The organism is Pseudomonas sp. KBN10P06128 (genome assembly GCF_037574945.1).
In the GTDB taxonomy this organism is placed as follows: Bacteria; Pseudomonadota; Gammaproteobacteria; order Pseudomonadales; family Pseudomonadaceae; genus Pseudomonas; species Pseudomonas aeruginosa.
This window is the reverse complement of the sequence record NZ_JBBELR010000001.1, coordinates 1,487,428-1,506,052: the sequence shown is the minus strand read 5'-3', so window position 1 is coordinate 1,506,052 and position 18,625 is coordinate 1,487,428. Positions and strand designations below refer to the sequence as shown.

The following is an 18,625-nucleotide window of genomic DNA, read 5'->3' as shown; positions in this document are numbered from 1 at the left end:
TTCTCCTCAGGCCGGCAACGGCTGGCCGTTGCGACGATGGGCCACTTCGCTGAGCTGGCTTTCGCCATGCACCTCGGCGAGGCGGGTGACGAACTCGTCGACGAACACCCGCATGTCCGCGCTGACTTCCTTGTTCCGCGTGACCAGGCGGTTGTAGCCGAACAACGCGGGGATCGCGACGAACAGGCCCATGGCCGTGGCCAGCAGGGCGGCGGCCATGCCCGGGGCGATGGCGTTGATGTTGACGTCGCCGGCCATGGCGGTGCCGAGGAACACCACCATGATCCCCAGCACGGTGCCGAGCAGGCCGATGTAGGGGCCGCCGGCGATGGCGTTGGACAGGCTCGACAGGCGCGAGCCGAGCTGCTGGTTCTCCTTGGTGCGCACGCCGTCCATGGAGGCGCGGATCGCCTCGATGGTGGCCGCGGAGACGGAAGAGGTGTCGGCGCCCTGCTCGCGGCGGGTGCGGATCTCCTTCACCGCCACCTGGTACAGGCGCCACAGCGAGGAGTGTTGCAGGCGGGCGGCCAGCTCGCGGTCGTCGGCGAGCAGTTCCAGGCGCGTGCCGACCTCGGCGAAGCGCTCGCGGAACAGCCCGTTGGCGCGACTGACACGGCCGACGTTCTGGTTCTTGCGGTACATGATGACCCACGACTGGACCATCATCAGCGCCAGGATCGCGATGATCACCCAGGCATCCAGCGGCACTGCGTTGAGCAGGAAGCCGAGCTTGCCGAAGCCGAAGCCGGACTGCTTCTCGTCGACCCCGTAGGCCACCAGGCGCGACTCGGCGCCCTGGGCGGTGGCATCGGCGAGGAGCAGCGCCGCCGGGCGGGCGATCTTCGACAGGCGCAACTCGTCGATGGCGCCCTGGAAGGGTTGCAGGGTCGGCGCCGCGGCGCTCGCCTCACCTTCCCCGCTTGCCGCTTCGGTGGCGACCGCAGGCGCGGCCTGGCCTTCCGCGCCGATGGCGATCGCGCCGCTGAACGCCGGCAGCGCCGCCGCCAGGCTGGCGACTTCGCGACCGCCGAGATACAGCGCCAGCCGGGTACCGTCGGCGACCAGCGCCAGATGCTGCCATTGCCCCTGCGCCAGGGCCTGGCTGGCGGCAGCGCGCTGACCGTTCAGCTCGACGAAGGGCGCGCCCTGGGCCAGGCCGACCAACAGGGCGTTGCCGCCTTCGCGGCGCGACAGCAGGACCTGTTCGCCGGCCAGTTGGTCGGGACGCACCCAGCCGCTGAAGCTGAAGGTGCCACCGGCGCTCACCGCCAGCGATGGGCTGGCCGGCAGCAGCAGCGGCTGGCCCAGCAGTTGCGCGGAGCGACCGATGACGCCCTCCACCGGACTGCCGGCGGCGGTCTGCGCATTGTTGGCGTAGGCGGTGGAGTCCCGCGGCGGAGTGCCCGGCGCACCGTCGAAGTGATAGACCAGGGTGTAGTCCGGGTCGAACACCGACTGGCCGTTGCCGCTCTCCGGCGCCTTGGCGTTGCCGTAGTACATCCAGATGTCCTGGCGCTGGCCACCCTCCACCCGCGGCACGTCGACCCAGATCAGGGCCATGCCCATCAGTGGGTCGAAGCTCTCGACCTGGTGGCGCAACACGGTCTTGTCGTCGGCGGCGACGAAGCGGATGTCCGAGCCGTTCTCGTTGACCCCGTCGAAGGTGAAGTTGCCGGTATGCAGGCGCACCAGCAACGGCAGGCGACCGAGACTCTCGTTGATCGCCGCGCCTTGCGGGGTGGTATCGACCGAGACCTGCTTGCGGTACTGCCAGTCGTCCTGCCACCAGGCACTGGCGCTGGCCGGGGCCAGCAGGCCCAGGCAGATCAGCGATGTCAGCAATAAGCGATACATGTGGGGTTACTCCGGGGTCAGCGTCAGAAGCTCGCCTGCACGCTGAAATGCAGGCGCGAGTCGTGTTTGTCGGTGTTCGTCCCTTCCAGCAGCGGGAAGGCCCAGTCGAGGCTGCCGGACAGCCAGTCGGCGAGTTGCGCACGGGTGCCGATGCCGACGCTGGCCAGGCTGAAGTCGTCGTCCTGCTCGGGCAGCGCATCCTGCAGGCGCAGTTGCGCGCCCTCGGCGAACACGTAGAAGCGCCAGTCGTTGACGTAGCCGCCGGCGCGCTTGCCGAGGAAGCGTCCGAGGGACGGCGTACGCCATTCCTGGGAGAGCAGGTAGCCGTCGTCGGCGGTGTTCTCCGCCGCCAGGTAGCCACGCACGCTGGTGGCACCGCCGGCAGCGAACTGTTCGTTGGAGATCAGCGGCCCGGAGGCGAGCTGGAAGGCCGCCTTGGTCGCCACCTGCCAGTCGCCGCCGAAGGTCAGGGTGTGGTTGAGATCGCCCTTGAGCACACCGAAGCCGGACTTGGCGCGATAACGCTTGCGGTCGAATTCCTCGTCGTCGTCGCCGTAGCCGAGGAGACTGCCGGTACCGGCCACCAGGCTCAGGCCGAGGGCCAACTGGGAACGTTCGGTGTAGCGGAAGCCGTTGTAGCTGAGGGTCAGCGGGGCGTACTTGATCGGCACCCTGTCGTTGTTGCCGCCGATCCGGGTCTGTTCCTCGAAGTCCTTGAAGTCGACGCCGAAGGAGAACGAGTGCGACCAGAGGCCGGTGACCGGCAGGCTGTAGATCGCCGCGACGCCATAGGAATGGCCCTGGCCGACCACATTCATGCTGCCCACCGTGGCCACGTCGCTGTCGGACTGGTAGCCGGACAGCTGCACGCTCCAGCGCTGGCTCAGCGGCGCGGTGTAGGAGCCGGACCAGACCTTGGCGTTGTCCTGGTCCTGCGGCGCGGTGAAATAGGTCAGCGAGATGGCGTGGCCGAGTTGCCAGAGGTTGTCGTAGCCCAGCGAAACCACCGAGCGCAAGTGACGGGTGTCGGCGCTGTAGTCGTTGTTCAGGCCGATGCTGGCGTGCCAGGGATTCTTGTCTTCCACCTGCAGGTCGACGTCCATAGTGCCGGGCCGCTGGCCCTCGCGCACCATCGGCAGCACCTGGCGGCCGGGGGTGCGGTTGACCTGCGCCAGCTCGCGCTGGACCTGGGCGAAGTCGGGTACCTTGCCCTCCTCCAGGGCCGGCACTTCCTCGCGCAACTCCACCGGCGAATAGTGCTTGGCGCCGACCACCCGGACGCGACCGACAGCGGTCTCGGTGACCTGCAGGTAGACCACCCCGCCGCTCACCTGCTGCTCCGGCAGCTCGACGTAGACCGACTGGTAGCCCTTCTCCTGGTAGGCGGCCTGCAGCGCATCGCGCGCCCCCTCGATGTCGCCCAGGCTGCGCTGCGGCCCGAGGAAGGGATACACCGCCGCCTCGATGGCGCGGTTGTCCAGCACGGTGTTGCCGCGTACCACGTACTCGTTGATGTCCACCAGACGCTGGGGCTCGGCTCCCGCCGCGGCGGGAGGGGCCTCGTCGGCCAGCGAAGCGCACGACAATGCGACAGCCAGGCAACCGATCGACCAGCGCTGGCGAAACGGGTGCGCACAATTGAACAGCGAACGCTTCACACGGTCCCCCGAAGTTCCATCGGGACTTATTGTTCTAATGCAACAAGTCCGTTCATCGAACAGTTCTATGAAAGACAACAAACTAGCGATGACGCATGAACAACCTGTTAAAAACAGCGCCCCGCCCTTATGAAATTTCGTTCTTCTCTATTTTCACTTTCGCGCTAGATATTCAGCCGTCGCGCTCCGCCATGGCGCGCTTGCCATGTATGCAACAAGGCGAAGTTCAGGGAGAACTCCGGCATCTGCATGAGATCCCCGGAAATCACTTCCCCGATAATCCTGCCTATTATCCTTACCGCCTCCGCGCTGTTCAGCAGGACGGTTATATCGCCGACGAAAACCGGAAAACTCCAGATCTTCTGCTTCATCTCCAGGCCGACGAACCAGCGATACAGCAGGTTGTAGTTCAATTGCTCGTACAACTGCTGCTCGCTGGGAATCGCGTACAGCAGTTGCAGCAGCAGCGCATGGATCAGCGGCTCCGGGGCCAACTGCATGCCATGTTCGCGGGCGAGCGCCGAGAGGACTTTAGCCTCTTCGCCAAGGAGACTTTCTATTTGCGGTTTCAGCAACGCCAGGGAATGTCCCGGCGGTATATAGCTGGACACTTCCTTGAGCGCACCCTGCCAATCTTCCTGGGACACTATCCAGACCCATGGCGCCCCATATCGATAAACCGATACCGGTTTCTTGCGTGCGGCTTCGACGATCTTCGATAGGCGCTGGTCAAGTTCCTGCATACCGACTTTCGAGTAACTTTCCATCAATACTCACCGTCCTTCGCCGTATTCACCGGTGTGACCACGGCCGTTAGCGGATACTGTTCTCTTGTTTCAGAGCGGAACGCGTCTTGCTCGAACGACACGCTCATTTCCAGCAACCGGTCAGCGCAACCGGGAAATGGCCGATTCCTTTCGTTCCCGTCCCTGCCTTTCACCACTGAATTCCGTTTTCCTCATTCACACCTGTTTGACGGCGACCCCGCCGCACCACCGAACTTTTGTCATGAAAACTTCATGCGACCGGCCGTTCGCGCGCCGCCGGCGGGGACGAACGGGCATTCACCCGAGAATCGACCAGCGCCTCGGAAGTTCGCCGAAAAAAAGGCCCTCCGTGGGGAGGGCCTGGCGGGTATCGTGCCTCCGCGGCGGTGCCTTACAGGATCAGGTTGCCGCGCTCTTCATCGGTCAATTGGCTGCGCGCCTGTTCGCCGAGGGCTCCGGCGCCGAGCACCTGCACGGCGCTGTCCGGGTTGTAGCCCGGCGAACGACTGGCGCCGTCGCGCGAAGGCTCCAGGCGCTCGTTGCCGAACCCGAGCACCTGCACCGTGATCACCGACGGCATGCGCTGCCGCGCGGCGGCCTGCTGCTGGCGACTGACGTCCTCCGCCGCCTGGGTCGCGGAACTCGCCGCGGCGCTGGCGGAGGTCAACGCACCGGTATTCACCGAAGCCACCAGCGGAATGCCGCTGGACTGGCCCTGGGTCTGGATGTTCGCCGCGTTGACCACCTGCAGCGCCGCCACGTTGACGTTGCCGGAGACCCGGATGCCCGCCTCGCCGGCATCGATGGTGCCGAGCGGGGCGATCAGGTCGATGTCGCCCGGCGCCACTTCGGGAATCGGGTTGAGGGTGGCGATACCGGCGCCGGTGCTGGGCACCTGCGGCGACAGGCTGACGTTGCCCCAGGCGTCGTAGATGCGCCGCGGCGGGGTGTAGACCACGGTGGTCTTGCTGCCGCGCCCGGCGTTGATGTCGCCCTCGGCCGACCAGATCTGGATATCGCCACCGAAGGTGGTCATCACCCGGCTCTGGCCGAGCAGGATGCTGCTAAGGGCGTAGGAACGGATATTGCCAACGCCCTGGGTCACCACACCGGCGGTGGACGGCGGCGCCTCACCTTCGATACCGAATACCTGCTGCCCACCCGGGGTGAGCAACTGGATGTCGCCACCGAAGTTGGTATGCACGCCGGCACCGCCGTACATGACGATATCGCCTTCGTAGCTGATCGGATTGCCCGCCGGATCGCGCTCGGGGAACAGCGCGGCGATCGCGTTGCGCCCGCGCAAGTAGCTGCCCTGGCGCACTCCGCCGACCTCGTTGTACTCGCGGCCGCCGGCCTTGAGCTCGGCGAAGTACACCTCGCGGGCGAAGATCCGCTGCTGCTCCGCCGAGAGGCCGGCGAGGAACTCCCGCGCCTGCTGTGCGTCGCCGCTGAAGCCATAACGCCCGCTCAACCATTCGATCAATTCGTTTTCGTAGATCCGTACCACCTTGCCGGGCTGTTCCGCCAGGGGCGTTCCTGCCTGCGCCAGGTTGTCGAGCTCCAGGTAACGCCGGAGGAAGCCGGAGTAGTCCGCCTGGCTGGCGCCCGCCTGCAGGACGATGCTGGCGCCGGAGCGCGTGTCGCCCGCGGCGACCGCCCCCAGGCTGGTGACCGCCACCTCGTCGTTCATCAGCAGGTTGCGTCCGGCGCTGATCTCCAGGCTGCCCGGTCCCGCGACGTTGAAGTTGCCGTAGAGGATGTCGCGCCCCGCCTGCACCAGCGACACGTCGGTAGCCGAGGTATTGACGAACAGATTGCCGCTGCTGGCGTAGACCCCCATGTTGTCGCTCGCGGTCCGCTCGGAGCCCAACCCGGTGCCGCTGCTGACGATGTCACGGCCGGCGATCATGCGCACCGCACCATGCCCCTCGTAACGCAACTGGCCGAAACGCACATCGCTGGTCCCGGTGTAGCGCAGCAGCCGGCCACTGTCGACACCGACCAGATCACCCGCAAGGGCGTAGAAGCGCGACGGTTCCAGCGCAGCCCCCCATTCGCCGGAGACGCTGTTGGCGCCGAAGGCGAACAACGGGAAGTGGTTCGTGTCGGCGCGGCTGCCGTCGCTGGACAGGTTGTCGACCTGCCGCGTGATCCCGGTATAGCCCTGGTAGCTCGGATTCAGCGGCGTGGCCAGGCTGCCGGTGCTGGCGCCGGAACGGCTGATGCTGTAGCCGCCGGCGTAGATGGAGTCGCCGGCCAGCAGGTCGAGACGGCCCTGACTCGACGGCGCCAGGACCAGCGCGGTCCTGTCGCTGCGAGCGTTTTCGCGGAGTGTCGCGTTGCCATAATAGAGGCTGCCGGTCAGCGCCACGGCCGACAGCTTCGCCGGATAGACCAGCGCGGAATCGGTGTCCTGTTCCGTCCTACCTTGGGAAACCGGGGTCAGGTTGCCTCCCGCCGATGTCAGGTCGATCGCCGTGCGTTCGGTCCACAACGAGAAACCGCTCAGGCCGTAACCCTCGACACCGCTGGCGCTGGTATAGGGGGTGCCGTTCATCAACGGCGTCCGCCCGGGATCGACCACCCCTTGCAGCACCAGGTCACCCAGGCTGTTCAGGCTGAAGGTGGCGTCGCCCGGCACCAGCGTCGGCCCGCCGTTGGCCAGGCCGAGGGTCGAGACGAAGGGATCGTAGGCGCGCCGTTCGCCCGGAACCTGATCGCTATCCAGACGACCATAGATCAGATCGATACCACCCAGGCTCGTCGCCCGGACCTGAGCATTGCCGCGCAGGTTGACCATCGCGCCGTACAGTGAACTGCCCTGATCGAAGGGCGTCAACGGGTTGAGCGCACCGCCGATACGTACGTCCATGTCTCCGCCGCCGCTCAGGGTCAGTTGGCCATCGGCGCCTACCCGGCCGCTACCGCCCACCGCCAGCACCAGCCCCTGGCTGCGCTGCGACGTTTCCTGCGGAACGCTGGACGTGCGCGCCTCGATGACGCCCGCATCGCCCGCGACCTTCAGGCTCAGATCGCCACCGCCCAGGGTGCCGATGCCGGTGAAGCCCACCTGCTGCGTGGCGGCAGCCGCTCCATCGCCGCCCGGCTGGCGCGCATAGGTGCCGAAATTGATCCACCAGGCGGTGCGGTCGGCCGTACCGGCGGTCGAACCGCTGCCCTGGCGCCAGAGCCAGTTGCCGACGGCCGCCGAGTCGTAGCCGGCGTTGGGTACGGCGCCGGACAACCGACCCAGCACATCGCCGCGCAGATCGCCACCGACCGCCAGCGTCAGGTTGCCGCCCAGGGTCGGGTACCAAGCGCTGTAGAGGCTCTGTTCGCCGCCGTCCACCCATTGCTCGTAACCGCCCAGCGCCGGATCGCGCAGAACGCTGCCGCCGTCCCTGGCACGCGCCAGGTTGTAGCTGGAATCGACCGCGCTCGCGGTACCGGCGGTGTAGACTCCGAATGGCGAATCCATACGCAGGTTGCCGGCGGCGAACAGGTCGAGATCGCCAGTGCCGGTGCGCAGCACGCTGAAGCGCGAAGCGTAGGGTTCGGCTTCCAGCGCATAGTCGTCGCTGGACGCAGCGCACCAGGTCGGGAAATCGTCACAGATGGTCGGGTAGCCCAAAGCCTCCGGGTCCAGTGGGTCGCCCGGCTTGATGCCGGGGTCGCCCCATCCTGCCACCCCTTCCTCGGTCCACACCATGCCGCCCGAACTCGCGGCGCACCAGGTCGGGAAATCGTCGCAGATGGTCGGGTAGCCCAAAGCCTCCGGGTCCAGTGGATCACCGGGCTTGAGGCTAGGATCGCCCCAGTTATCCACCCCTTCCTGGGTCCATACCAGCCCACCACCCGCCGCCGGTATGCGCCGCATGCCGTAGTGCGTATCGGCGAGGCGCATCTGCCCGCTGGAACGCGGATCGGTCAGCCGCGGATCGGCCGCCTGCAGATCGGCGCCAGCCACCAGGCGCACGCTCCAGGACTGCGAACCGGCCGCCAGCATCGGCGCGATGGCCCAATTGTGCGAAACCGCACCGGCCGGGCGTACGTCCACCGACGCGGCGCCATCGGGCAGGCGGATATCGCTGCCAGCCGGCAGGAAGGCCCCGGCGCGCAAGGCCAGTCCACCGGCCAGACGCACGCCGTCGACTTCGTCGTTGGCCAGCGTGGCGCGGCCGGGCAGCGGCACGCCGCCCGGCCAGGTCATCCCCGTCACGGGCGTCGCCAGCGGCAGACGGCTGCCGGCGCCGAGGCGGGTGCCGGCGGGCAGGTCCAGAGCCTCGCCAAGCAGGCTGCCGGCCGGCCGGAGCAGGTTGCCGGCGGCATCCAGCAACGCTCCCTCGAGCACCGTTCCCGCCGGCAGTTGCAGTGGCTGGCTGAGCACCGCCTCGACCGGCAGCCGGGTACCGGCGGCCAGGGTCATGGCCTTGATCGGCAGTTCGAAGTTGAGCGTCTTGCCGGCCGGGAAGAAGCTGTCGTCGTCCAGCCGCACGCCAGCCGTCGGCACCACCCGATCGCCGCCCAGGTGATCCTGGCCGGCTAGCAGCAACCAGCCCTGATCGTCGTCGGTTTCCGGCGGCGGGGCGAAACCGTCGGTGACGCTGCCGTAAATGTTCAGGTCGCCGCCGGCGCGGATCGCCAGCGAACCGGCCTCGCCGGAGCCGTATACCGAGGTTTTCGCCGTCCGCGGGTTGAGACTGGCGTAGCGATGGCCCGACAGGTCCAGGTCGCCCTGCACCACCAGGTCGCCATCGGCCGTGGCGCTGACGATCTCCAGCCCGGGGCGCAGGTGGAAAGCTTCCGCGTAGGTGGCATTGTTCAATCCAGCCAGCTTGCCGTCGAGCAGGGCGCTATTGGCCAACGCCGCCTGCATGAACAGTTCGCTCTGCTGGTGCTTGCCATCCAGGTAGGCCTGGGTGATCTCCTGGTACGGCCGGCCGTTGCTCGCCGGCAGAGCGGCGACCGGCGCGTCGTCGTAGCGCTGCACGGCACTGAGGGTGATGGCGCGGGCACCAAGGATCTGCAGCGGCGCACCGGCGTCGATGGCGATATCGCCCGCCGTCGCCCCGCCCAGACGCGGCGCGTACAGGTCGAGGGTGCCGCGGGCGACGCCGTCGTTCTGCCCGGGCGCGCTTCCCGCTGCCGCCTCGGTGCCGTGGCGCAGGTCGATACGGGCACCGGCGCCGAGGCTGAGCAGCCCGTCTCCGGCGTTCAGCTCGATCAGCGCGCGGTTCGGCGAATCGATGATCTTGCCGTAGCTGTCCACCCGCAGCCGCCGCCCATGGGCATCGAGCAGCGCCTCGCCACCGATGCTCAGGCCCTGCTTGGCGGCCAGGCGGATACTGCCGACCTGCTCGCCGCTGGCGTCAAGCACGCCGTTCACGCTCAGATGGCCACCATCCAGCGACACCTCGATCGTCGAGGCCCTGACGTCGTTGCCGATGTTCAGGTCGCCCTGCTTGATCTGGAAACTGCGCGCACCGAACACCTGACCGGCATTCAGGCGCTGGTTGAGAGCGGCGAACCGGCTGTCTGGCGTACCGTCCTCGCCCAGCCGCTGGGCACGGATCTCGACGCTGCCCGCGGCGTATGGCACCAGGGTGCCGCCAGCGTCGTATTCGCCGCTGCTCACCGCCAGGATCTGCCCTTGTAGGTCGACCACGCCGGCCGCGCTGTCCAGCGCCACCGCCGTCAGGCTACCGGCCTGGTTGTTGCTCGCCGACAGGTCGATGCGCGAAGCGCCGGCCTGGCGGATATTGCCGCCGTGGCTCAGCAGGTTGACTTCGCCACCCCAGCTGTAGCGGATCACGTCGTCGAAACGCAGCGCGCGCCCGGCTAGGTCGAGCTGGGCGCCGGCGCCCAGTTCCAGGTCCTCCTGCGCGGTCAGGCTCAACTTGCCGCTGGGCAGGCCGACGCGGGTGTCCAGCAGGAGGCTGGCGCCCTCCAGGGCCAGTTCGGCGCCCAGTGCGCCGTTGGCCAGTTCGACCGGGGTGGATGCCGCGCCGCCGCCCCCCGCGCTGACCCGCAACGCACCGCCCGCCAGCAGGCTGTTGCGCGAGCCGGCCTCGCCGGTGAGCAAGGGTGTGATCAGGTTGAGATCGCCGCCGCTGTATGCGTAGCCGCTACCAGCCCGATACTCGCCCTGGCTCTGGTAGACCGCGAGGCTACCCTTGTGGTTGGCGGTGATCCGCTCGCTGGCCGCCAGGTTGACCGTGGCGAAGCCCAGCGCCAGGCGCTGGTAACTGTCGATGGCGCTGGGCTGGCTGAAGGGACCGTAGCCGAACTCCAGGCGTTCGCTGCGGATGTCCAGCGTGCCCTGGCCACTGCCGGCGCCGCCGGTGATGACCCCGGCGGCCGGCGTCTGCGCGCCGTTCCAGATCAGGTTGGAGGTGCGGATCGAGGCGACGCTGTCGCTGTCGCCGTAGCCATAGATCGCCGGGGTGCCCAGCACCAGGCGCGACAAGCGGGAGCGACCGCTGCTCGGATCGTAGGAATCGAGGCTGACGTCGCCGTAGAAGTTGAACGCGTCGCGGGCGTTCAGCACCAGCGTCTCCAGGGGCGGCGCGCCCTCCGACGCATCACCCTGCAGCAGGCGGTCGAGCACTTGCTGGTCGAGCGCCAACCCGGTCGGCAGCACACCGCGCTCGGCCAGTTCGGCCAGCAGCGCCTGCTCGCCGACATTGAAGCCGCCCGCCGCCAGGGTCAGGTTGCGGGTGCCGTAACGCACGCTGCCGTCGAGCACGAAGCGCTTGTCGGTGGCCGCGACCAGACTGCCCTCGGAATACAGCCGGGTTTCGCCGGCCACACCATCGGCAGCGGGAACGCCAAGCAGGATGTCGCCGGGACCACTGTCCGGCGTTCCGGCTTCCGGTGGCAAGACGTTCAGCACGCCGTTCGACAGGGCGAGCATGGAACGCCCTCCCGACGCATACAGGAAGCCATCCCGTGCATCGTAGGCAGCAGCCCCCCGCCCTAGGGTGACAATGGCGGCACCTTGTTCAAGGCTGATCGCCTCCCCCGGCCGATTCGCCAGGAGGAACACCTCGGGTGCGGCCAGTTCGGCGCCATTGCGCAGGACGATGCTTTGCGCGCCATCGGTGATGTCGAAGGTGACGTAATTGCCGCCTTGCCCGTAGAGCACTGCTGGCGTCGAGCCGATCACCATGCGCGCCGCACCGAAGGCGTTGAGATCGTCGGCCCGCAGCGTCACGCCCTGGAACCCCTCGCTGGCCTGCGCGCCGGCGCCGACGATCTCGATCCGCTGGTTGTTGCCCAATACCACCAGACTACCGCCATAGCCGCCTCTGGCGGCCTGGAACAGCCCGGTGCCGTCGAACGCCAGCGCATCGGCACCGCCACCGGCGAGCAGGTCAAGGCGCAGGCTGCGCGCATCCACCGGCAGCATCGGCCGCGGGATGCCACGGCGAGCAGCATCGGCCATGGCGAAGTCGCTGTAACTCGTTTCGTTGTACTGCGAATGGCGCCGCAGCACATCCGCCGGGGTCAGCAGCACCTGGCGGAACAGTTCGTCGCGCACCCCGGTGCCGGCGAGGGACAACTGCCCGGCCAGCGACCAGGAGCCGCTGCGCATGAGCTGGGTGGGCGCTGCCCGTCCCAGCCCGGCCTGGCCGTTGAGTTCGACCCGGTACGCGCCGGGCAGCAGGGCGTAGGTCGACGGCAACAGGGTGTAGGTTCCCGCCGACAGGCCGGGCACGCCGCTACCGATGCTGATCTGCTGGCCGACCAGCGGGTCGACGGCGCCGCCTTCGGCGGCCACCGGCGCGATGCGCTGAACCCCTGGCACAATGGCGTAGATCGGATTGTCGGCCAATCCCGGCAGGTCGAAGCGGCCCTCCTCGTCGAAACGCACCAGCGGGTTGTAGCGCGCATCGGTGGAGCCACCGCGGCCGGAAACGAAACCGGCGCCGAGCAGTTCGCCGCCGCCGGAAAGATCCAGCGTCGCTCCGGACGCCACCCGTACGGAGCGGCCACCCAGGTCGACCCCGGTATCCATTATCCCCCTCTCGTTGAAGCTACCGCCGACGCCGGTCAGGGCGATTTCCTCCCCGGCATAGCGCCAGACCTGGCCGTCTACCGTGCCGCCGTAGGGCAAGGTCAGGCCGGCGCCGCTGACCGAGGTCAGGCTGCCAGACAACAACTCGACCTTGTCGGCGTTCTGGCCGATTTCCAGATAGCCCAACGGAGCGCGCACGACGCCGCCCTGAACGACGCTCGCCGCCCCCAGCGACAAGCGACCGAAGACCGCCAGGGGCTGCTCTGGCGTCGTCGCGTCGCTGCGCTCGATACGCAAGCTGCGCGCCGGGTCGAACGCCACAGCGGCGCCATCGGCCTGGTAGCCGTAGCCGGCGAGAATCCGCGCGCCCGCCCCGGTGCCCGGATAGAGCTGCGCAGCGCGGATGAGCAGATCGCCGCCACTGAGCACCTGGGTGTTGATGCGCTCTACGGGCGTCGCGTTCCCCGCCAGCAAACGCATGTCGCCCGTGCTGGACAGCTCGACCCGGTCGAAGCCACGCCGGTCAATCGTCTGCGTCCCGCCACTGGCGTCGCGGAAACTGCCACGCGAGCCGAAGACCAGGCTGTCGCGGATATCCAGCACCTGCGCGCTGGCTTCGAAGAGCGCCTCGCTAGGTTGCCTGGAAACCTCGAACAGGCCGGTCGACAGCGGCTGGGTTTCGTTGTTCTCCGCCGCTTCGTTGACGAATGCTCCCGCCAACAGCAGGGACGGTGCCGACAACCTGACCCGGCTATCGCCGGCGGCGCCTTCGCCAAGCCCCAATGCCCCGCTGTAGAGGCGCAAACGTTGCGCCAGGGACAGCTCCAGATCGCCGGCGAAACTCAGCAGGCCGTCGCTGAACAGGGTCAGGTCACCGAACCCGCCATCCTGTACCTGGCTCGCCGCCAGGCGGCCATGGCCATAGGCATAGGCATAGTCTCGCCCTTCCCCGGCGGCTTCGCGCTGCTGGCCGACGATCAGCTCGCGCGGGCGCAGCACCTGGTCGGTCGCCAGGCTGGTCAGGTAGTTCGGCGTGGCCAGCGCCAGCGTCAGGCTGCCGGCGGCGGCACCTTCCCCGCCGGCGAAGGCGCGCAGGTCGCCATCCAGGTACAAGCCATTGGCCGACGCCAGGGAGATACTGCCGCCGGCGCTGCTGACCCGGGTCTGGCCGACTCCGGGCACGTCCAGAAGCGCCTGGGTGCCGGAGGCATCCAGCAGGCTTCCCGGGCGCAGGTCGATGAACAGTTCGGCGGCATCGGCCTTGCCGCTGGCATGTTCGACCGTGCCGCCGATGACGATGCTGCCACCATCGACCGCCTGGCCGTAGCGCCGCCCCTGGAAGTCCAGCGCGGTCGCAGCGCGTGCGGCGACATCGAGCACACCCTCCTCGCCAACGCGGATGGCGCGCTGGTGGCCGACGCTCTCGACCTGGTCGCGCACCGGATCGGGCAACGCCACGCTGCCCAGTTCGATCGAGCCGCCCCAGGCGTTCAGGCGACCATCGACGTTCAACTGGCCGACGCTGCGCAGCTCGATGCGCTGGCCGGGATCGACCTCCAGCAGGCTGCCATGACCGATGTCGAGGACGCTGTCGGCCACCTGCCCGGCACCACTCTGGCGGCTGCCGGCCTGCAGGAACAGGCTGGCGCCGGGACGCTGGCGCAGTTCGCCGTCGGCCGGCCGCTCCTCGTATAGCGGCGTCAGCCAAGGCTCCAGCGCGAGCAGCGGGTCGGCGCCGCTGGCGACGCTGATGGCGTCGTCGCGGAAACGGTACAGCGGACGCAGCACCTTCACCTGTGCGCCTTCCGCCACTTCCAGTCCCTGCTCGCCGATCACCTGATAACTGGCGAAGCCCTTGTCGAAGAACCCGGCGGCCAACGCCAGGGTGCCGTCCTGCGCCGCCGCGCCAATGCTCACCCGCGGCGCCTGGACGCTCAGGGTGCCGGCGCCGGCGACGCCATGGCCGGCCAGTTCACCGCCCAGTTGCAGGCGGCCGTCACCTGCCGCCGAGCCGGTGTTGGCCGACAGCGTCAGGTCGCCGCCCTTGCCGCCCACCTGTTTGCCATCGGCGAGCAGCGCGGCCCCGGACGACACGTCGATCCGGCTGCCATCGCCCAGCGACAGGTCGCCGCTGCTACGCAGGGAAATCCGCCCGCCGTCGAGATAAGCTCGGTCGGCATCCACGCCGCCCTGCATCTGGTTGCTCCAGAGGCCACGCGCATCCAGCGTCACGCCATCGCCCAGGGTCAGGGCGGCACGTTGGCCGGCGGCGGGGGTGAGATAGGTATCGATCCGCTCGCCACGGGCCACCTCCACCTGCTCCAGCACGTTGCCCAGGCGCAAACTGCCGGCGCGCGCCGTGAGGTCGGCGTTCACCTCGACCTCGGGCGCGTACAGGACGATCTCGCCGCCATCGCCGACCTGCAGGGCATTGTCCACCGCGATCCGCTCACGGGCGGCCACGCGCAGCGCCCCCAACTCGAAACCCGACAGCCGTTCGCTGTCGAGCAGGAGGACGCCCCGCTGTTCCTCGGCCAGCGCGGTATCCAGGTCCAGGTTCGCCGCCAGCGGCTCGCCGCCATCGGCCAGGCGCACCTGCTGCAGGGTCGGCGCAAGGTTGTACAGCACGTTGCCGCTGGCACTTTCGTAGCGCGGGGTATAGCTGCCCACGATCAGCTCGGCGCCGCGCGCCACTGCGTTCTGCGCCTGCTGGTAGCCATCCGCCCCCGGCTGCGGCGCGCGCACCTGGCGCTCGCCCTGGAATACCTTGCCGAGCAGGTCGCCCTCGAGCACCGCCGAAGCGGTGCCGACCACCAGGCGGCCAGCATCGCGGCCGACCATGTAGCCGCTCTCGTAACGGCTTTGCGGGGCGATCAGCGGATTGTAGAAATAGCGCGTCTGCCCCCAGCGCGGGCTGCTGTCCTCATAGCCGCGGTAGATGCCCTCGTAGAGCAGGTCGCCGGGGGCGCGGGAGATTTCGTAGAGACGTCCGTCGCTGCCCTTGAGCCAGGTCTGCCGGATCAGGCCGCCCTGCACATCGAGGGTCCCGCCGGAGAGGTTGACCGTCGAGCCGGGCTGGCTCACCAGTTCGCCGCCGGTGAAGGTCAGGGTGCCGCCCTGGGCCATCCACTCGCCGGCCGAATGGTTGCGCGTGCCAAGGTAGCCACCCAGTTCCAGCAGGCCGCCGGCGGTATACCAGCGATCGGTGGCGTAGCCGTTGGTGCCGGCCGGAACCAGGACCAGTTCGCGGGCATCGACCCAGACATCATTGCTGGCCAGTCCGCCGCCGTCGCGGTTGACCGGCGCGTCGCGCTGCTCGTTGCCCTGGACATTGATCTGGATGTTGTTGCTTTCCATCGCCACCTTCACCCCGACGGCGCCGGCGACGTCCACCTGCGCGCCGTCGCGCAGCAGGCTCCGGCCCGCCGCGCTGACCGCCACCTGGCCGCCGCTGGCCAGGGTCAGCGAGCCGCCCTGGAAATCCACGCTACCGCCGCTGATGATCTCGACCCGCGACTGCTCGCTGCGATCGGCGACCCGGCTGAGGTTGTCGAAACGACCGATCACGTTGTTGGTCGGCGTGGTGCCATCCAGCGCCTGCTGGGCGGCATCGCGCTGGCTGTCGAGGGCGCCGGCGCCGCTGGCGTCGACCAGCACCGCGGTGGTGCTGCCCTCGCCCAGGACCACGCTGCCCCTGGCGTCGCTGGCCGAGTTGAGCAGGTGGATGGTGCCGCGCACGTCGGTTGAGCTACTGGACAGGGCGACGCCCTCCTGGCGGACCTGGCGCCCGGTCAGGGTGATGTCGCCGGTGGCGGCCTGGATCAGCCCCTGGTTGACCACCCGGCCGGCGGCGCTGTCAGCGGCCAGGGAGGTGGCCACTTCATTGCCGCGGGTGGTAGAGCGCAGGTTGCCATCGGTGCCGACGCCACGGCGAATGTAGAAGCTGTCGCCCGCCGCCAGGGTGGCCTGGCCCTTGGGCGTGACGATCTGCCCGGCGTTCTCCACCTCGCTGCCGAGCAACAGCACGTAGCCGCCCGCCGCGGTGGAGCTGGCCGGATTGGCGGTCTGCAGCAAGGCGCCCTGCTCCACCCGCACCGCGCCGGCGGCGTCGGTGAAGCTCGGCTGGCTGCCGTTGGCGTCGAAATACAGGCCGCGTTCGCGGAACTGGCTGTCGCTGATGCTGGCGGCGGCAGCCACCAGGTTGCGTACGTTGACCTGGCTGCTGCCGCTGAACACCACACCGTTGCGGTTGGCCACCATCACCGTGCCGTCGGCCTTGATCTGGCCCTGGATCTGGCTCGGCCGGGCGCTCGGGTCGTTGACCCGGTTGAGCACCGCCCAGTTGCTCTGCTGGTCGAACTGCAGGGTGGTCTGCCGGCCGATGTTGAAGGTTTCCCAGTTGAGGATCGCCCGATCCGCGGTCTGCTCTACCGTCACCGTGGTACGCCCGTCGGCCTGCGACTGCACTGGCGCCTTGGCGTTCTGCCAGGCCTGCTCGAAAGGCAGGGAAGCGTCCACTTTCAGGGCGCCCTCGCCCAGGCCGTCCGGGATGTCCGTCGGCGCCGCCAGCGCAGCCTGGCGTCCCGCCGCCTGGGCGGCCTGCTGCGCGGCGATGGCCGCCACGGTGTTGTTGAGGTTTTGCAGCGAACGCTGCAACTGCTGGTTGACCTTCTGCTGCTGGGCCAGCGGCGGTGGCGTCATGCCCGGCAACTGCGCGCCCGGACGCGCCGCCCCGGCGCTCTGCTGGGCGCCCTTGGCGGCGAACCAGGCGGCGCTGAACGGCTGGGAAGCCTGGGCGCCACCTGCAACCATGAGCAAGGCGATGATCTGCGCCAGCGGTTTCAGCCGCGGCAAGCCGCCATCGAGCGAAACGGTGACGGGGGACGACGGCACGAACGGACGAGACGGCATGACGCGAGATTCCTTGGGCGTGTTCAACTCGACGCGTCGGCTTGCCAACGCGCATTCCTTATAGAAAGACAGCCCGCAACCGGGCGGGCCGAAGTCTTGTCACGGAAAGTTCATGGAAAGCGGCTAAGCGCCGGAAAAAAGAAACCGGCAGTGCTTGCGCACCGCCGGTCTCCGCTATCGCCCGTGGACTGGAGCGTCTTAGAGCGGACGGCCGATGCCGTTGCAGACGTTGGAATGGCCGATGTACAGGTTGTTGGTGGAGGTCAGGAACGACTGGCGTACGGCAAGCTTCCAGGAAGCCGGCAGCGGCACGAAGCGATGGTTGGTGATCGCAGTGTCGTTGTTGACGCTGGCGCCGTAGTGACGGGTGAAGAAGTCGCGCACCTGCTGGGTCTGGGTAGCGTCGGCGTAGCACTGGCTGAAGATCAGGTTGGTGAAGCCGAGGATCGGATAGCCGGTGGTCGGATACGGACGGACGCTCGGATCGGTCGCACTGGCAGTGGCGGCGAAGACCGGCACCCAGTTGTTCGGGTCTGAACGCTGTGCGGTGGTCGGCGGGGTAACGGCACCGATGGCTGCCGAGACGTTGGCCGGAGCCGGCGATACGCCGCGCACCTGGGCGACCTTGGTGGCGTCGTCGAGGCCGGCCAGCGTCGGCGCGGCGAAGTCCGGGCTCATATAGGTGATGCGGCCTTCGGCGGCGTTGAGCGTATTCATCACGGCCTGGCTGCCCTGGGCCGATACGGCGCCAGCCGGCAGGCCGCCGGAGAAGCTGTTACCGAAGCTGGTGGTGATGGCGAAGGTGCCACCTTCGAGGGCGCTGGAGCAAGAGGCGTTGAGGAAGCGGGTGAACAGTTCGGTAGTGCCGCTGCTCTCGGAACGGTAGACCACTGTGATGGCGCCGCTACGGCCCGAGCCAGGAATCTGACTCCAATCGGTCAGACGGCCGGAGAAGACACCGCAAAGGGTGTTCACGTCTGCGAAGTTGACGGCGTTGCTACCTGACTTGTTGAACGGCAGAGCGACCGAAGTGGCTACCGACGGCACCTGGATCAGCGGACCCCAGGCGGAGCCATGGGCGCTCAGATAGGGGTTGGTTTCGTTGGTCTTGCTCAGTTTGGAGTCGCTACCAGCCCAATGCACGTTCTTGTTGGTAGTGCCGGCGACGAACTTGGTGTAGTCGTTGTTCAGGAAGGCCGCCTTGCCGTTGCCGCTGCCTACGCCGATGTAGGCGGCGAAGCCGGCGGTCAGGACGCCGGGCTCCTGGTACAGCTGTTGCGGCAGGGTGGCGCCACCGCCGTTGATTTCGGCCATGGCTTGGGCGGATACGAGGGCGGCCACGCTCAGCGAGGCAGCGATCAGAGAGCGCTTGAACATGAAGAATCTCCTTTCATCGTGGTGTTGGTACGTTGAGG

Annotated in this window: 5 protein-coding genes; all 5 read right to left on the bottom strand. The window is 68.2% G+C overall.

The genetic code is table 11. From position 1 onward, the window contains the following. Positions 1-6: 6 nt before the first annotated feature. On the bottom strand, positions 7-1,854 hold the full coding sequence (locus tag VQ065_RS06905; RefSeq protein ID WP_003085365.1) for a DUF2341 domain-containing protein: 1,848 nt from the start codon (positions 1,852-1,854) through the stop codon (positions 7-9). A 23-nt stretch (positions 1,855-1,877) separates the two neighbouring features. Beyond that, positions 1,878-3,512, bottom strand: coding sequence for a ShlB/FhaC/HecB family hemolysin secretion/activation protein (locus VQ065_RS06900; protein ID WP_003085364.1), 1,635 nt, complete (start codon positions 3,510-3,512; stop codon positions 1,878-1,880). 164 nt (positions 3,513-3,676) lie between these two features. Continuing rightward, positions 3,677-4,279, bottom strand: a complete 603-nt coding sequence (locus VQ065_RS31970; protein WP_003085362.1) for a transposase — start codon at positions 4,277-4,279, stop codon at positions 3,677-3,679. A gap of 391 nt (positions 4,280-4,670) precedes the next feature. Beyond that, entirely contained in the window at positions 4,671-17,210 is a 12,540-nt protein-coding gene (locus tag VQ065_RS06890) for a filamentous hemagglutinin family protein (RefSeq protein ID WP_340080375.1), read from the bottom strand. 198 nt (positions 17,211-17,408) lie between these two features. After that, positions 17,409-18,587 (bottom strand): substrate-binding domain-containing protein, encoded by a 1,179-nt coding sequence (locus tag VQ065_RS06885; protein WP_003085359.1) that lies wholly within the window; start codon positions 18,585-18,587, stop codon positions 17,409-17,411. Positions 18,588-18,625 lie beyond the last annotated feature (38 nt).

Excerpts from the sequence above, each read along its gene's own strand:
- VQ065_RS06885 (WP_003085359.1), bottom strand. The coding sequence starts at position 18,587 with ATGTTCAAGCGCTCTCTGATCGCTGCCTCGCTGAGCGTGGCCGCCCTC.
- VQ065_RS31970 (WP_003085362.1), bottom strand. The coding sequence starts at position 4,279 with ATGGAAAGTTACTCGAAAGTCGGTATGCAGGAACTTGACCAGCGCCTA.
- VQ065_RS06905 (WP_003085365.1), bottom strand. The coding sequence starts at position 1,854 with ATGTATCGCTTATTGCTGACATCGCTGATCTGCCTGGGCCTGCTGGCC.
- VQ065_RS06890 (WP_340080375.1), bottom strand. The coding sequence starts at position 17,210 with ATGCCGTCTCGTCCGTTCGTGCCGTCGTCCCCCGTCACCGTTTCGCTC.